The organism is Vibrio sp. SCSIO 43086 (assembly GCF_051132235.1).
In the GTDB taxonomy this organism is placed as follows: Bacteria; Pseudomonadota; Gammaproteobacteria; order Enterobacterales; family Vibrionaceae; genus Vibrio; species Vibrio diabolicus.
Genome location: NZ_CP072677.1, coordinates 2,260,769 through 2,276,901, shown reverse-complemented (window position 1 = coordinate 2,276,901; position 16,133 = coordinate 2,260,769). Strand labels below are relative to the sequence as shown.

Genomic DNA, 16,133 nt, shown 5'->3' with positions numbered 1-16,133 from the left:
TACATTGTGAAAAATAGCCTATAGTTGCAGTTAACTGTCATGAACTTGTCATGCTTATGCGCAAGATTTGTGCATGATTTAAGTCAAAAATGTATTGAAATTCGGTTAAATTCGCTAATTTTGTGGTTTGACCAGCAAGGACCCCCTTGCAACTTTCAATAGTTCGAATAAACTACGGAATCATCGCATTAGGCGAAATCTGTAAAGGAAAAGAAAAATGAGCAACATCGAAGAACGCGTAAAGAAAATCATTGTTGAACAGCTAGGTGTAGACGAAGCAGAAGTTAAAAACGAAGCTTCTTTCGTTGACGATCTAGGTGCTGATTCTCTAGACACTGTAGAACTAGTTATGGCTCTAGAAGAGGAATTCGACACTGAGATTCCTGACGAAGAAGCTGAGAAGATCACTACTGTTCAAGCTGCAATCGACTACGTAAACAGCGCTCAGTAATTAGCTCTCCCAGGCGGTCTCCTAGACCGCCTGTGTTCTTTCTAACTTCTTCTATCCTCTCATAGAAATATTCAATTCCCGGAGAATTATATCGTGTCCAAGCGTCGTGTAGTTGTCACTGGCATGGGTATGTTGTCACCGGTAGGCAACACAGTAGAATCATCTTGGAAAGCCCTGCTAGAAGGTCAAAGTGGTATCGTGAATATCGAGCACTTTGATGCTACGAACTTCTCAACTCGTTTTGCAGGTCTTGTTAAAGATTTCGATTGCACAGAGTACATGTCTAAAAAAGATGCTCGTAAGATGGATCTTTTCATCCAGTACGGCATTGCAGCGGGTATTCAAGCTCTTGATAACTCTGGCTTACAAATTACCGAAGAAAATGCGGCTCGAGTTGGTGTTGCTATCGGCTCAGGCATTGGCGGTCTAGATCTGATTGAAACAGGTCACACTGCATTAGTAGAAAAAGGCCCTCGCAAAGTTAGCCCATTTTTTGTTCCTTCGACCATCGTAAATATGGTTGCAGGTAACCTATCTATCATGCGTGGTCTTCGTGGTCCAAATATCGCGATTTCTACAGCATGTACTACTGGCCTACATAACATCGGTCATGCTGCACGAATGATTGCGTACGGCGATGCAGATGCGATGGTTGCTGGTGGCGCAGAAAAAGCGTCTACGCCTCTTGGCATGGCTGGCTTCGGTGCAGCTAAAGCGCTATCTACTCGTAATGACGAACCTCAAAAAGCGTCTCGTCCATGGGATAAAGGCCGTGATGGCTTCGTTCTAGGCGATGGTGCTGGCATGATGGTGCTTGAAGAGTACGAACACGCGAAAGCACGTGGCGCGAAGATTTACGCAGAACTGGTTGGTTTTGGTATGTCTGGTGATGCTTACCACATGACTTCTCCAAGCGAAGATGGCTCTGGTGGTGCACTTGCGATGGAAGCGGCAATGCGTGACGCGAACATCACAGGCACCCAAGTAGGTTATGTGAATGCTCACGGTACATCTACTCCTGCTGGCGACGTTGCAGAAATCAAGGGCGTGAAACGTGCTCTTGGTGAAGAAGGTGCGAAGCAAGTACTTGTATCATCAACTAAGTCTATGACTGGTCACCTATTAGGTGCAGCAGGCTCTGTTGAAGCAATTATCACGGTTATGTCTTTGGTTGACCAAATCGTTCCACCAACGATTAACCTTGATGATCCAGAAGAAGGTCTAGACATCGACCTTGTGCCGCACACTGCGCGCAAAGTTGAAGGTATGGAATACGCTATCTGTAACTCGTTTGGCTTTGGTGGTACAAACGGTTCCTTGATCTTCAAAAAGTTCGCTGAGTAACACTATCTAACCTTATTTAGATAAGCGAAACTTGTATTCTAACGGCTCGATGCTTAGCATTGAGCCGTTTTGTTTTATTTGTTGTCTGCTAATTTGAAGGTACGCGAATGTTTTGGGTAAATGGAGTTCCACAAACGCATGTAGAACTGGGTGATCGCTCATTCCAATACGGTGATGGAGGTTTTACCACCATCCTGACCCAAAACGGAGAGTTGGTTTACTGGCAAGAACACATTGAGCGTATGAAGTCCTGCCTTGACGCATTGAAGATCTCTTCCCCTGACTGGCAAGTTGTGCATGCTTGGGCAAGCAAAGCGGCTTTATCTGATGCACAAGCTGGGGTGAAAATTCACGTTAGCCGTGGTATTGGTGGGCGAGGGTATAGTCCTAATGGGATTGAAGGCCCTATCGTGACTATCTCCAATTTTGCGTTTCCTTCTCATTACTCTTCTTGGCAAGAAAAAGGCGTGGATTTGGGCGTTTGTGAGACTCGTCTCGGGATTCAACCTTTACTTGCTGGACACAAGCACAACAACCGTTTAGAGCAGATTCTCGCCAAGGCTGAAATCGACGATACCGAGTTTGCAGATGCAATAACGTTAAATGTGCAAAACCATGTCATTGAAACTACAATGGCCAACCTTTTTTGGGTTAAAGGTAATAAAGTATTTACACCGGAGCTGACCTTATCTGGCGTTGCGGGCGTAATGCGTCGTAAGGTGCTTGAGTTACTAAAAGTAAGTCATATTGAAGTTATCGAGGGGCGTTTTATACTTCCAGATTTACTGAGCGCAGATGAGGCTTTCATGTGTAACTCAATATTAGGTGTCGCACCAATTCGCAGCATAGTGGCATCTAACTCTAAGACTATATTTCCGATAGGAAAATTGACTCAACGACTGCAAGGGAATTTAACTACGTGATTAAAAAACTGTTGGCTTTTGTTGTGCTGATCGCAGTGATAGGCGCAGCAGCTGTTTTTTATATAATTTCACAGGCTAAACAATACGTTGAAAAGCCTATTCTATTGGAACAACCTCAGCTGTTTACTGTAGAAAGTGGTACAAGCTTTCATCATGTCATGCGTGCCTTAGTTGAAGATGAGGTAATTGAAACGTCGGAGTACATCCGTTTAATACCTCACTTATATCCAGAACTGTTGCAAGTGCGAGCGGGTACTTATCAACTAGAGCCTGGTATGTCGCTTTCGCAAGCATTGGAGCACCTGAATACCGGAAAAGAATACCAGTTTGCGATCACTTTTGTTGAAGGCAGCCGCTTTTCTGAGTGGGTAGAGCAATTGAAAAGTGCTCCTTATTTAGAGCATGACTTAACCGATCTATCAGAAAAAGACATGGCAACAAAGTTGGGTATTGAGCGAGAAAAGCTTGAAGGACTGTTTTTAGCAGAAACCTACCATTACACGGCGGGTGCAAGTGAAAGCCAGTTATTAAAACGAGCGCATCGAAAACTCAATAAAATACTGGATGCTAGCTGGGAAGCTCGTCAAGAAAAGCTGCCATTGCAAGACAAATATGAAGCCTTGATTTTGGCGTCTATCATCGAGAAAGAGACGGCCATTGACTCTGAGCGTGAGCGCGTCGCTTCTGTGTTTATCAACCGATTGAACAAACGCATGCGTTTACAAACGGATCCGACGGTTATTTATGGTATGGGTGATGCTTACGACGGAAATATTCGTAAGAAAGATTTGCGCACGCCGACACCATATAACACCTATACCATCAATGGCTTACCTCCAACCCCAATCGCGATGGCAGGTGAAGCCTCTATTGAAGCGGCTTTGAATCCAGAAAGCAGCAACTATTTATATTTCGTAGCAAGTGGAAAGGGCGGACACGTATTTTCGAAGTCCCTTGCAGAGCACAATCGTGCTGTTCGAGCCTATTTAAGAGAACTAAGAAAGAACAAATGATGAAAGCAAACTTTATTGTCGTTGAAGGCCTAGAAGGCGCGGGTAAAAGCACTGCGATTAAAACCGTTTTAGATACGCTAAAAGCGGCAGGTATTGAAAATATCGTAAATACTCGTGAGCCAGGAGGCACGCCGCTAGCAGAAAAGATGCGCGCTCTGGTGAAAGAAGAGCATGAAGGCGAAGAACTTAAAGACATGACGGAGTTGCTTCTTCTATATGCTGCACGTGTCCAGTTGGTTGAGAACGTGATCAAACCAGCTTTGGCGAGCGGTCAGTGGGTGGTGGGTGACCGCCACGATATGTCGTCGCAGGCTTATCAAGGTGGTGGTCGTCAAATTGACGCGTCGCTAATGAAAAACCTTCGAGACACAACGCTTGGTGATTTTAAACCTGCTTTCACTCTCTATATGGATATCGATCCTCGCGTTGGGCTTGAGCGTGCGCGTGGACGTGGTGATCTCGATCGTATCGAGAAGATGGATATCAGCTTCTTTGAACGTACACGAGAGCGTTATTTGGAGATTGCTCATGCTGATCCTTCTATCATTATCATTAACGCTGAGCAGGCGATCGAAGACGTGTCGCGTGATATTCGGGACGCTCTTAACGAGTGGTTAGCTCGTCAATAATAAGTGAAACTTAAATTTAGGTGACTCATGTTAAATGATTATCCATGGTTGCAGCCAGTATGGGATAACCTCAAAGTAGGGCTAGAGTCGGACAGAATACCAGGTGCGCTTTTATTGCAAAGCGAGCAAGGCTTAGGCATCGAAAAACTTATCGAGTTTTTTAGCCAAGCACTTCTTTGCCAAAATTACGCCAGTGAAGCGTGCGGTTTTTGTCATAGCTGTCAATTAAATCAATCACAAAACCATCCAGATTTACACTGGATCAAACCAGAAAAAGAAGGAAAAGCGATAACGGTGGACCAAGTTCGAGCTTGCAACCGTCTTGCTCAGGAATCATCACAGCTTAATGGTTATCGCCTATTTGTTATAGAGCCAGCGGACTCTATGAATGAATCGGCATCGAATGCATTGTTAAAAACGCTAGAAGAGCCCGGGGCAAAGTGCTTGTTTTTGCTCGTTACCCACAATCAGGAGCGCCTGCTTCCAACTATTCGTAGCCGTTGCCAACACTGGGTTGTTGCGCCGCCGTCAACGGAACAAGCGATGCAATGGATGCGCGAACAAGGGGCGCAGCAAGTTCCTGCTTACGCCTTAAAACTGAATATGGGCTCTCCGATAAAAACATTGGATGCGTTAAATAATGGCGATCTCGATGCTTACTTGGCTTTTGAGCGCACTTTTATTAAGGCGATGTCTTCTCCTGCCTCAGACATTTCTGAGTGTGCTTCTTTAATGGCTAAACACTCGGAGCAATCACTAGACTGGGCGTGGTATTTACTGACAGACGCTCAGAAAGCGCAGTTTGGTGTATCAGAAGCACAAATGCTTCCTGGCGCTATAAAGTTTCAGCCGAACAACTACAACGGTTTGTACTCATCAGCGAAGGCGCTGATGGACCTCAAAGCTCAGGTGCAAGCCTTTCCTGGTCTAAACCTTGAGCTACTATCAATGAACTGGTTAATTGAATCACGAGAGGCATTATGTTCGTAGATTCTCATTGTCATTTAGACAAATTGAATTACGACGATCTCCACATCAATGTGGAAGACGTTATTAACAAAGCTAAACAAGCAAAGGTAACCGAGCTGCTTTCTGTGGGAGTTACGCTGGATTCTTTCCCTAAAATGATGGAAATGATTGAGCCTTATGAGAATGTTTATGCTTCGTGCGGTGTACACCCACTTGATGTTGAAAGCGACTTTTCGATGGACGTGCTACGTCACCACGCATCGAATGAAAAAGTCGTTGCCATTGGTGAAACAGGCTTGGATTATCATTATAAGCCAGAAACGGCAGCGTTACAGAAAGAGCGTTTTGAGCAACACGTTGATCTTGCGGTGGAGCTTAACAAACCTTTAATTATCCATACCAGAAACGCACGTGCGGATACTCTAGATATTTTGCGTAAGGGTGGAGCGGAGAAATGTAGTGGTGTTATCCACTGTTTTACAGAAGATCTTCCATTTGCTGAAGCTGCACTTGAGCTGGGGTTTTATATTTCTATCTCGGGGATTGTCACTTTCCGTCAAGCTACAGAGTTGAAAGAAGTGGTGAAGACTCTACCTCTAGAGAAGCTTCTCATTGAGACAGATTCTCCTTACTTGGCTCCAGTCCCTCACCGAGGTAAAGAGAATCAACCTGCTTATGTTGTCGAGGTGGCTTCTTATATTGCGCAACTCAAATCGTGCTCTCTTTCTGAAGTGGCACAAAAAACCACCGAAAATTTCCGAAATCTTTTTTTGCGATGAAAAATCAATAAGAGCATAAAAAAGGAGCGTATGCTCCTTTTTTGTTGATAAAAACAACAGATATACTCATGAGTTTAATGTTTACTAAAAATGTTGATTTAATAACATTCAAAAATCACAAATGTAATTTTGTTACTAAAAATAACATTGGGGCGTATTTTATTTACGCCTTAAAATTAATTATATAAATAATAAACTCTTTATAAAACAGTAATATAACTGCAATGCAAACCTTTTCATCAGCTGTTTTTGGGTGTGATCCAAGACTTGTTTTGAAACTAAATTTCGTAACTGTGTGGAAAGTTTGAGGGTCATCAATATATATTTAGAGCCGGAAAATATAATGCAGTTGTGGTTACATTTTCATTGGGTGCTAACCTTTAGGCTACGGGGGTGTGCCGTTAGTGCCCAAATAATACTTATAAATTTATCAGGAGCATAAACATGTTTAAGAACCTTTTTGCTAACCTGCAAAAAGTTGGTAAGGCGCTGATGCTTCCAGTATCAGTTTTACCAGTTGCAGGTATTTTATTAGGTGTGGGTGCTGCCCATCTAAGCTTTATTCCAGAGATCGTTTCTAATCTTATGGAACAAGCTGGTGGTTCAGTATTCGGCCAAATGGCACTTCTATTTGCAGTAGGTGTAGCTCTAGGCTTCACTAATAACGACGGTGTTGCTGGTCTTGCAGCAATCGTTGGTTACGGCATCATGACGGCAACGCTAGGTGTAATGGCGGGTGTTATGGGTGTTGAGAAAATCGATACAGGTGTACTAGGTGGTATCCTTGTCGGTGGTGTGGCTGCTTGGGCATTCAACCGTTTCTTCAAAATTCAACTTCCAGAGTATCTTGGCTTCTTCGCTGGTAAGCGTGCAGTGCCTATCATCACTGGTTTTGCAGCGATCATCCTTGGTGTTATCCTTTCTGTAATTTGGCCACCAATTGGCGGTGCAATCTCTGCATTCTCTGATTGGGCTGCGCACCAAAACCCACAACTAGCATTCGGTATCTACGGTGTTGTAGAGCGTTCTCTAATCCCATTCGGCCTACACCACGTATGGAACGTACCGTTCTTCTTCGAAGCTGGTTCTTGTGTTAACGCTGCTGGTGAAGCTCAAAACGGCGTACTAACTTGTTACCTAGTTGCTGATGAAGCATCTCGTGCTGCTGGTAATGGCTTCGGTCAGCTAGCGGGTGGTTACATGTTCAAGATGTTTGGTCTACCAGCTGCAGCAATCGCAATTGCTCACTGTGCTAAACCAGAAAACCGCGCAAAAGTAATGGGTATCATGGCGTCAGCTGCACTGACTTCATTCCTAACGGGTATTACTGAGCCTATCGAATTCTCATTCCTATTCGTTGCTCCACTACTATACGGTATCCACGCTCTACTAGCTGGTTCTGCATACATTGTTTCTAACACTCTAGGCTTTGTACACGGTACTTCTTTCTCTCACGGTCTGATCGACTTCCTAGTTCTATCTGGTAACGCTCAGAAGATGGGTCTAATGATTGCTGTTGGTCTAGTATACGCAGTGATTTACTACGTAGTGTTCCGTGGCGTAATCACAGCACTTGACCTAAAAACTCCTGGTCGTGAAGATGAAACAGAAAGTGCGGCAGCAACTTCTGGCTCTGACATGGGTGGTGAACTGGTTGCAGCGTTCGGTGGTAAAGCTAACATTACTGGTCTAGACGCATGTATCACTCGCCTACGTGTAGCGGTTGCAGATACAGCAGCTGTTGACCAAGACAAACTGAAACAACTTGGCGCTGCTGGTGTTGTAGTTGTTGCAGGTGGTGTTCAGGCTATCTTCGGTACTAAGTCTGACAACCTAAAAACTGAAATGGATGAGTGGATCCGTAACCACGGCTAATCACCGTCATTCATAACAATGAATAAAAGGAGGCTTCGGCCTCCTTTTTTATCATTGCTAAAAGTGCTTTCTGAGTGTGATCCTAAACTCATCTTTACTTTTGCCAGTCTTTTCATACATCGCGCTTACTCATCGTTGACATATTGAAACACCACTATGTTTGAATAACGCATGATGTTTTTTTAATAATTGATAACGTGTATGAAGAGCAAATTAATTTTATTAGCAGGACTAGTTTCTAGTACCGCAATGGCGGCAAATGAGCCAACAAACTTGTCTGTTGGTATGGCTGTCGATCAACAGTTGAGTGTTGTTGTTGAGTTAGATAATAAGTATCGCGGCATTATCGGTAACGATGGTATGGCGTTTGATTACATCGCTAAACGTGGAACATTCGATCAAAACATGCCTGTGACTTGGTATGTTGGCGTTGGTGGTTGGTATGAATGGGATGATGAGTTTGGCGTGCGTGTACCTCTCGGTGTGAACTGGGATTTATCACGCGGCTGGGATCTTTATGGTCAAATACACCCAGAGCTAGATCTTTACAAAGGTGCTGACTTACAACTTGGTGGTGCCGTGGGCATCAAATACAGTTTCTAGAATAAAAGAAACATAAAAAACGCCGGTAAATACCGGCGTTTTTTATGTTTGGAATGCAATACTGCTATTGTTTATCCATGGCTCGCTTGATACAAACGGCAGCGCCGCCCCAAGTGATACCTAAACCAATAACCATCATAATAATTGCGCTGATTGTCATTTCGCTGTCTCCTTGCGATTTACTGCGTTAATCACTAGACCAAAGATAAATAGTGCGGCGATAAGTGCCCAGCCTACAGTTAGATCATAACCACCGTAGCCTTCAGTAAATAAAGCATAAAGCTTAGTTGCTAAGATAATGGCGAGCATAATCGGTGTGACGAAGCGTAAACAGATCTCAAACCATTGACCAATAGAGAAATCAGAGCGCTCATTTACGTAATTACGCACTTCAGGCACGCGTTTCAATAGCCACGCCATCAATACAATCTCAACCAAGCCGCCTACCATAATGCCAACGTTGTTTGCGAAGTGGTCTACTAGGTCTAGCAGCAATAGACCGCCATTTGTTGCGAACGCCATAGAAACCACAAAACCAGTTCCGATTACAACGTTTGCAGCTTTTTTTCGGCTCCACTTTAGCTTATCGATGATGGCGGATGTTACGGCTTCCATGATAGAAATGTGCGAACTTAGACCAGCAACCACCAGTGCAAAGAAGAACAGAGGACCAAGAATATATGGTGCGGGTAATAAGTTAATTGCCGCAGGTAAAGTAACAAAAGCAAGGCCAACGCCTGCAGATACCACTTCTGTTAGCGGTTTACCTTGTTCTTGAGCCATGTAACCCAAGACAGAGAAGATCATAATACCAGCTAGGATGGAGAAGCCACAGTTGATCAACACGGTCATAAACGCGTTATTCGTGATGTCTGACTTTTCTGGCAGATAACTAGAGTAAGCCAGCATGATCGCGAAGCCGATGCTTAGGGTAAAGAAGATCTGACCGTACGCAGCTGCCCATACTTTCACATCCCAAATTTTGCTGAAATCGGGTTCAAACATGTAGTTAACGCCATCCAAAGCTCCTGGCAAGAAAACCATACGTCCGATTAAAAAAATCACCATCAAAAATAGTATTGGCATCATGATTTTAGATGCGCGCTCAATCCCTGATTTCACGCCTTTGGCAATGGCGGTGTAAGTAATAGCCCAAGCAATCACCATAGATAAGGCAATTTTCCATTGAATACTGCCTAAGTCTGTTGGTGAGTTATCACCTAACTTTAGGTACTCACTAAAGAAAAATGCGTTTGTATCGGTTCCCCAACCTTGAGTGAACGACAACCCAAAGTAAGAAATTGACCAACCGATAACTGCAACATAGTAAACGGCGATAACTGCTGCAACACCAACTTGGAACCAGCCAAGCCATTCAAATTTAGAATGAATTTTCGCTAGCGTTTTTGGTGCTGAGCCTCGGTACTTTTGTCCCATACTGAACTCAAGGATCATAAATGGAATACCGGCCGTGATCATGGCGAAAATGTAAGGAATAAAAAATGCGCCGCCACCGTTTTCATAGGCCATGTATGGAAAACGCCAAATGTTTCCCAAACCGATAGCAGACCCGACTGCTGCTAAGATGAATCCCGCTCGGGATCCCCATTGTTCTCGCTTCATATTTGACTCCTATACGACTCCCTGAGGAATGAAGCTCTCTCCGTAACACAGTAATATTTGCGCAAACCGTTGGAAGAAAGGACCGCTGTTATCCATCAGCTTTTCTATCCTTAATTCTAGCTTATTATAATTTTCTAGAGCTATATTCTGGTTACTGTGAGAGAAAGTAGATTATTAATCTTAAAGTTTTGATGTGTGTTTGATAAAACTGAAATATTTATCTGTTTTCACTAATCAGACTAACTTCTAATAATACTTAGCGCAATAGAATCTAAATGTTAACTCAGGTGCGTTGTCTGGTTTTAATCTTGTTAAATTTGAGTTTGATTATGGTTTTGTGTGGGGGATTGGTTGGTTGTATGGAACAAATGACTAGAATCCAATAATCGACTTGGTGTTTAAAACTATTTTGATGAACTAGGGCGTACGGCTATCTTTTGCGCACCCCGCTAGAGAATGCTTCGTTACTTTTCTAAGCGATGATGTTTAGATGATATTTTCTATCTGCTTTATGTAGGACTCGCCCAGCACTCTTTGTGGCGAGTCCTACGAAGTGAAGTGTACAAAAAATTAGAAACGGAAACTAAAACCAATATTTGATTGGAATTGGTTCATCCAATCGGTATCGAACTTAATGATGCAGTTTGAGCCGTCATTAGGTAGGGTGCAGGCTCCAGAGGTGTCGTTATCAACGACCGTTCCCAACCATCTCAATTGGGCTGTCAACGCAAAGTTCTTTGAAAACTCATATTCCAGCCCTGCAAAAGCGCTCGCCGAAAATCCGTATTTTTTGTCTACCCAATCAACATCGGTGTAAGAGGCTCCCAAGCCAACACCAATATAGGTTTGCCAGTTTTCTGCAACAGGGTAGTACATGCTGCTTTGAAATTGCAGGTAATGGATGTCTGCCGAATTTGATAACTTTTCAAGTTCTGTTGATTGGTTGGAGTAAAATAATCCAATTCTTCCTTTCTCAAAAGGCGTCTCGATTGAAAGTGCGTAGTTCACTGCGGGATCGAGGTCGTATGTATTGCCACTTTCGTCTTCTACTTGACCGCCACCTGTATAGCCTATGAATGGAGTAACGATAATATTGGCTTGTGCACTTACCGCGGTGCTGAGCAGTATGCTTCCTACCAGCCAGCTGAGTTTTTGGTTCATGTCCTATCTCCTTATTATGACTAAGCTAATTGTGATGGGTTAGTCAAAATTGCGCGACTAAATTAAGCAAATCTTGAACATATTTCACACTGGTGTTATTAATTTGTTACATATTAAGGAGGTGTTTATGGAACACGATCTAAAATCCGCGTTAATCATCGTGGTGACTGTTTTTGCAGTACTTTTGTCGTTTGGCATCATTGCGATTACAACGGCTTAAGATAACTACTTTTACTAAGTGTTTTAACAAAATGGCGTGAGCCTATGATACGTAACAGCGGTATAATCACAGAAAGCCACACTGAGCTTGATGTCAAAGTTTATGAGCATTTCAGGCATGGAAAAACTGCTTTAGTCACGCAAGGTGGCGGACAGAGAGGGATTTTTACCGCTGGCGTATTAGACGCATTTTTACTTTCCAACTTTGATCCTTTCGATGAATTCTACGGTACCTCTGCTGGGGCACTCAATTTATGTTCTTACTTATGTCGTCAACACGGTATGGGCAAAGCTTTTATTACCGAACTGACAACGTCTCCCGAATTTTTTAATCTGTTTCGTTATATTCGAAAGCAGCAGTACTTGGGTTTAGAGTGGGCGTTAGAGCGGATTCAAGATTTCCCTTACAAGCTCGATCTTGATTTAGGCCGCAGTGCACTAGGAGGACGAGGTGCGTTTGCAGCGGTAACAAATGTAGAGACGCTATCGGATCAATATTTACCAATCTTGGGTGACACGTGGTTTAACACCATGTTAGCAACATGCGCGATTCCTAAGTTGTACCACGGACCTGTCGACGTTAATGGCAATAAGTTTGTTGATGGTGGTGTGTCGGCTTCTATCCCTGTTCAAGAAGCGTGGCGTCAGAATGCTCGCAACATTATTGTCATCCGAACAGAACCGTTCTCGGAGATTGAAGCGAGAGCGCAAAGTGAAGTAGGGGATGTGCCTGTCGAGTGGTATCGAGAGTCTATTAATTCGGTGCAGCAATCATGGCAGCAAAAAGTGAATCGATGGAAGTTGGATTGGGCTTCGTTCTTCCAACAAAAAATTAATGCCGCCCATCAATCGAAGCTTGCCGGAAAAATGCTATTGAATGGAGGCCGTTGGTTGTTCGGTGCTGATAATTTGTATCGTTTAAGCCATTTAATCGGTGAGAATTTTGACTCAGGTTTAGCCGACATGCTGATGATTCACTATCAAACATTTGAGCTCACTCAGGCCTTTATATCTGCTCCACCTGACGATACTTTCATTTTACAAATCGCGCCTAAAGAGGGGCTTCGTTCTTCTTCTTTGTTAAGTGACCAAGAATCACTAGAGCATGATTATCAACTCGGACTTCAGGCGGGGTTTAATCTGGTTCAACTCTATGACCAACTGAATATTGAAATTGATGGCAGAGAGAGTGCATAACCTTTTGTATTAACGACATAAGCTAAATACAAAGTGAAGTGTAAATAAATGAGGCTCCGTTTTCGGAGCCTCATTCGTGTGCGTACCTAATCTCTGTGGTTAATAGGGTTAGGTATAAAGGTTATGCTTGCAGAATTCTCATGCAGTTGGTTGAACCAACGACATCCATTACATCGCCTTGAGTGATCATGACTAAATCACCCTTGTGCAAGAACCCTTGTTCTTTAAGGCTGGCAATCGCAGCTTGAGCTGTCGGTAAACCTGCATCACTTTTTGACTCGAAATATACCGGTGTCACGCCTCGGTATAGTGCAGCTCGATTGAGCGTTGATTCATTACGTGATAAGGCAAATATTGGTAAGCCAGAGCTTAAGCGAGACATCATCAACGCAGTCCTGCCAGATTCTGTTAACGAGATCATCGCTTTAATTCCTTCCATGTGGTTCGCAGAGTACATGGTTGCCATTGCGATGGTTTCTTCAGCGGTTTCGAAGGTGCGATCTAAGCGATAAGTGGATAGGCTTGCCTCAGACATTTTTTCTGCGCCCACACATACCTCGGCCATGGATTTGACCGTTTCTACAGGGTATTTACCTGCTGCGGTCTCTCCAGACAGCATCACGGCGTCAGTGCCGTCTAGAACCGCATTGGCCACGTCCATCACTTCAGCACGCGTCGGCATCGGGCTAGTAATCATGGACTCCATCATTTGTGTCGCAGTAATTACGATGCGGTTTAAACTGCGTGCGCGGCGAATCAGTTTTTTCTGGACGCCAATAAGTTCAGGATCGCCGATTTCTACACCCAGATCGCCACGCGCAACCATCACCACATCGGATGCGAGAATAATATCGTCAATAGACTCATTAGTCGCGACGGTTTCTGCTCGTTCGACTTTAGCCACCAACATGGCTTCGAGGCCTGCATCTCTGGCTAGGCGTCGAGCGTAATGCATGTCTTCGCCGTTACGCGGGAACGAAATAGCAAGGTAGTCCACTTGAATTTCTGCGGCGGTAAGAATGTCGGCTTTATCTTTCTCTGTGAGCGCATCGGCTGACAATCCGCCGCCTTTTTTGTTGATCCCTTTATTATTAGATAGTGGACCACCAACAATCACACGGGTATGAACTTTATTGCCTTCGACGCTGGTGACTTGCAGTTGAACGCGTCCATCATCGAGTAACAGAATGTCGTTTGGTGACACATCTTGCGGCAGTTCTTTATAATCTAGCCCTACGGACTCTTGGTTGCCTTCACCTTTTGGTAAATCACTGTCTAATGTGAATTTATCGCCCACATTTAACATGACTTGGCCGTCTTTAAAGGTCGATACGCGGATTTTAGGGCCTTGCAAGTCGCCGAGGATAGCAACTTGACGCCCAAGCTTTGCCGCAATAGTACGGACTTTTTTGGCGCGTTGAATGTGGTCTTCACTGGTTCCATGTGAGAAATTCATACGGACAACGTTTGCACCGGCTTTGATGATCTCCTCAAGTACATTGTCCTTATCCGTTGAAGGACCAAGCGTGGTGACAATTTTTGTTCGTCTTAGTTTGGAAGTCATAGATTCTCCGATGAATGTATGTGTAAAGGTAACTTGAACTCTATCCTTACTTTCCTCAATCGCTCTCAAAGTCTGCCTCGTTGCTGAGCCCACACCATAAAGCTGCTTGAGTATAAGTATATGCACAGAATGTTTACATTAAGAGTAATCCCGGTAAAACAGACAGATATTCCATAGGCTTCAGCCTCTATTGGAGAGAATGCGCTGTTGTAACAGGAGTTGCTTCATAATTTAGTGAATAAAAATAAGTTATTTTTCAAACAATTTAACAGGAGTAGATTCTTCGTTATTTGATTGAATACACAAACAAACAGGTTTATACGTGATGCTTGTCACGGGGATTTATTAATTCACTTCACAATTAGTTCGCAAAGTAAAAAAATTGTCTCGTTATAGAATTTCGGAGTGCAAGATGTACATGGCTCAACCGGGCCATATTGATCATATCAAACAGGTCAATGCTGGTCGTGTATATAAACTAATTGACCTAAAAGGTCCTATTTCTCGAATTGATTTGTCCAAGCAGAGTGAGCTTGCTCCTGCCAGTATCACCAAAATCACTCGAGAATTAATTGAAGCGCACTTGATTCATGAAACCACAGTACAAGAAGCGACGAGTCGTGGTCGACCTGCCGTCGGTTTGCAGGTCAACAACGAAGGGTGGCAATTTCTGTCAATGCGTTTGGGGCGAGGTTATTTAACTATTGCTCTGCATGAGCTAGGTGGCGATGTGTTGATCGATACTAAAATCGAGATACACGAACGTGACCAAGACGATGTGCTTGAGCGTCTGCTCTACGAAATTGATGAATTCTTCCAAACTTACGCGGATCAACTTGACCGTGTTACCAGTATTGCAATTACGCTGCCTGGCCTTGTGAATTCAGAGCAAGGTGTCGTGCTGCAAATGCCTCATTACAATGTCGAAAATCTTGCTCTTGGACCAGAGATATACAAAGCAACGGGCTTGCCAGTTTTCATTGCCAATGACACGCGAGCTTGGGCATTAGCAGAAAAGCTTTTCGGCCATTCTCAAGACAATGACAACTCTGTTCTTATCTCTATTCACCATGGTTTAGGTGCCGGCATCATTCTGGATGGGCGCGTTTTGCAAGGCCGTCACGGTAACATTGGTGAGCTTGGACATATTCAAATCGACCCAAATGGAAAACGTTGTCATTGTGGCAACATTGGTTGTTTGGAAACCGTTGCCAGTTCTCAAGCGATTCGTGAAGAAGTCGTAAGAAGAATTGCTGATGGCGAAGACTCTATTCTTGCTGAACAAGAAGAAATGAGTATTGAGAGCATTTGTGAAGCGGCAGCGAACGGTGATCCGTTGGCAGTTGATGTGATTGAAAAGCTTGGACGCTACTTAGGTTCCGCAATTGCTATTGTGATCAACTTATTTAACCCTGAGAAGATCTTGATCGGTGGTGTGATTAACCAAGCAAAAGATGTACTTTATCCTGCGGTGCGTCGCTGTATCGAAGAGCAGAGTTTACCGGTTTATCACCAAGATCTTGAGCTGGTGGAATCTCGTTTCTATAAGCAAGCAACAATGCCTGGTGCCGCGTTGATCAAGCAAGCGTTGTACGATGGTCAGTTATTGATGAAGGTTGTGGAAGGCTAATTGCTTCAAACATGATGAAGTGCTTAGGTGTCGAGCCTATACATTTTTAGATGATTTAGGGTGAGGCTTAACAGCTCACCCTTTTTGATCGCCTATTACTAGAAGGTGAATTTGAGTTGTGCTGCATTGCTATATCTGCGCCATTCATGTAAT

General features: G+C 43.7%; 16 protein-coding genes. 12 read left to right on the top strand and 4 right to left on the bottom strand.

Annotated features, from left to right (window positions below; genetic code table 11):
• Positions 1-217 precede the first annotated feature (217 nt).
• The 9 genes from acpP (at position 218) to J8Z23_RS10795 (ending at position 8,586) form a co-directional block, all read left to right on the top strand.
• Positions 218-451 (top strand): acyl carrier protein, encoded by a 234-nt coding sequence (acpP, locus tag J8Z23_RS10835; protein WP_004406112.1) that lies wholly within the window; start codon positions 218-220, stop codon positions 449-451.
• Between the two features lie 93 nt (positions 452-544).
• Positions 545-1,795 (top strand): beta-ketoacyl-ACP synthase II, encoded by a 1,251-nt coding sequence (gene fabF, locus J8Z23_RS10830; RefSeq protein WP_005396984.1) that lies wholly within the window; start codon positions 545-547, stop codon positions 1,793-1,795.
• A 107-nt stretch (positions 1,796-1,902) separates the two neighbouring features.
• Positions 1,903-2,718 (top strand): aminodeoxychorismate lyase, encoded by an 816-nt coding sequence (pabC, locus tag J8Z23_RS10825; protein WP_301659673.1) that lies wholly within the window; start codon positions 1,903-1,905, stop codon positions 2,716-2,718.
• Positions 2,715-3,731, top strand: a complete 1,017-nt coding sequence (mltG, locus tag J8Z23_RS10820) for an endolytic transglycosylase MltG (protein ID WP_395206367.1) — start codon at positions 2,715-2,717, stop codon at positions 3,729-3,731. Before pabC ends, mltG begins: the two co-directional genes overlap by 4 nt.
• Entirely contained in the window at positions 3,728-4,360 is a 633-nt protein-coding gene (gene tmk / locus J8Z23_RS10815) for a dTMP kinase (protein ID WP_434633463.1), read from the top strand. Before mltG ends, tmk begins: the two co-directional genes overlap by 4 nt.
• A 27-nt stretch (positions 4,361-4,387) precedes the next feature.
• Positions 4,388-5,350: a DNA polymerase III subunit delta' gene (locus tag J8Z23_RS10810; RefSeq protein WP_301659672.1), complete on the top strand. Its 963-nt coding sequence runs from the start codon at positions 4,388-4,390 to the stop codon at positions 5,348-5,350.
• Positions 5,341-6,108: a TatD family hydrolase gene (locus J8Z23_RS10805; RefSeq protein WP_048625757.1), complete on the top strand. Its 768-nt coding sequence runs from the start codon at positions 5,341-5,343 to the stop codon at positions 6,106-6,108. The genes J8Z23_RS10810 and J8Z23_RS10805 overlap by 10 nt, the downstream gene beginning before the upstream one ends.
• Positions 6,109-6,552: 444 nt before the next feature.
• On the top strand, positions 6,553-7,983 hold the full coding sequence (gene ptsG, locus J8Z23_RS10800) for a PTS glucose transporter subunit IIBC (protein WP_006743155.1): 1,431 nt from the start codon (positions 6,553-6,555) through the stop codon (positions 7,981-7,983).
• Between the two features lie 201 nt (positions 7,984-8,184).
• The gene (locus J8Z23_RS10795; protein ID WP_005396996.1) at positions 8,185-8,586 is read left to right on the top strand and encodes a hypothetical protein; all 402 of its coding nucleotides are present in this window, start codon (positions 8,185-8,187) and stop codon (positions 8,584-8,586) included.
• Positions 8,587-8,650: 64 nt separating this feature from the next.
• Here J8Z23_RS10795 and J8Z23_RS10790 read toward each other — a convergent pair whose 3' ends face one another.
• The 3 genes from J8Z23_RS10790 to J8Z23_RS10780 all read right to left on the bottom strand — a co-directional run bounded on the left by J8Z23_RS10790 (position 8,651) and on the right by J8Z23_RS10780 (position 11,370).
• Complete coding sequence (locus J8Z23_RS10790) at positions 8,651-8,746, bottom strand: MetS family NSS transporter small subunit (RefSeq protein ID WP_005372963.1); 96 nt, start codon at positions 8,744-8,746, stop codon at positions 8,651-8,653.
• On the bottom strand, positions 8,743-10,209 hold the full coding sequence (locus J8Z23_RS10785; protein ID WP_005398219.1) for a sodium-dependent transporter: 1,467 nt from the start codon (positions 10,207-10,209) through the stop codon (positions 8,743-8,745). Before J8Z23_RS10785 ends, J8Z23_RS10790 begins: the two co-directional genes overlap by 4 nt.
• A 570-nt stretch (positions 10,210-10,779) precedes the next feature.
• Positions 10,780-11,370, bottom strand: coding sequence for an outer membrane beta-barrel protein (locus J8Z23_RS10780; protein WP_005398217.1), 591 nt, complete (start codon positions 11,368-11,370; stop codon positions 10,780-10,782).
• 127 nt (positions 11,371-11,497) lie between these two features.
• On the opposite strand from J8Z23_RS10780, the gene J8Z23_RS10775 reads away from it, so the two are divergent.
• A complete protein-coding gene (locus J8Z23_RS10775) occupies positions 11,498-11,590 on the top strand; it encodes a YnhF family membrane protein (protein WP_005372970.1) in 93 nt (30 codons plus the stop codon).
• Positions 11,591-11,634: 44 nt separating this feature from the next.
• The gene (locus J8Z23_RS10770) at positions 11,635-12,786 is read left to right on the top strand and encodes a patatin-like phospholipase family protein (protein WP_005398215.1); all 1,152 of its coding nucleotides are present in this window, start codon (positions 11,635-11,637) and stop codon (positions 12,784-12,786) included.
• A 121-nt stretch (positions 12,787-12,907) separates the two neighbouring features.
• Here J8Z23_RS10770 and pyk read toward each other — a convergent pair whose 3' ends face one another.
• Positions 12,908-14,350: a pyruvate kinase gene (gene pyk / locus J8Z23_RS10765; RefSeq protein ID WP_005398214.1), complete on the bottom strand. Its 1,443-nt coding sequence runs from the start codon at positions 14,348-14,350 to the stop codon at positions 12,908-12,910.
• A gap of 412 nt (positions 14,351-14,762) precedes the next feature.
• On the opposite strand from pyk, the gene mlc reads away from it, so the two are divergent.
• The gene (gene mlc, locus J8Z23_RS10760) at positions 14,763-15,980 is read left to right on the top strand and encodes a sugar metabolism global transcriptional regulator Mlc (protein ID WP_005398213.1); all 1,218 of its coding nucleotides are present in this window, start codon (positions 14,763-14,765) and stop codon (positions 15,978-15,980) included.
• The last annotated feature ends 153 nt before the right edge of the window (positions 15,981-16,133 follow it).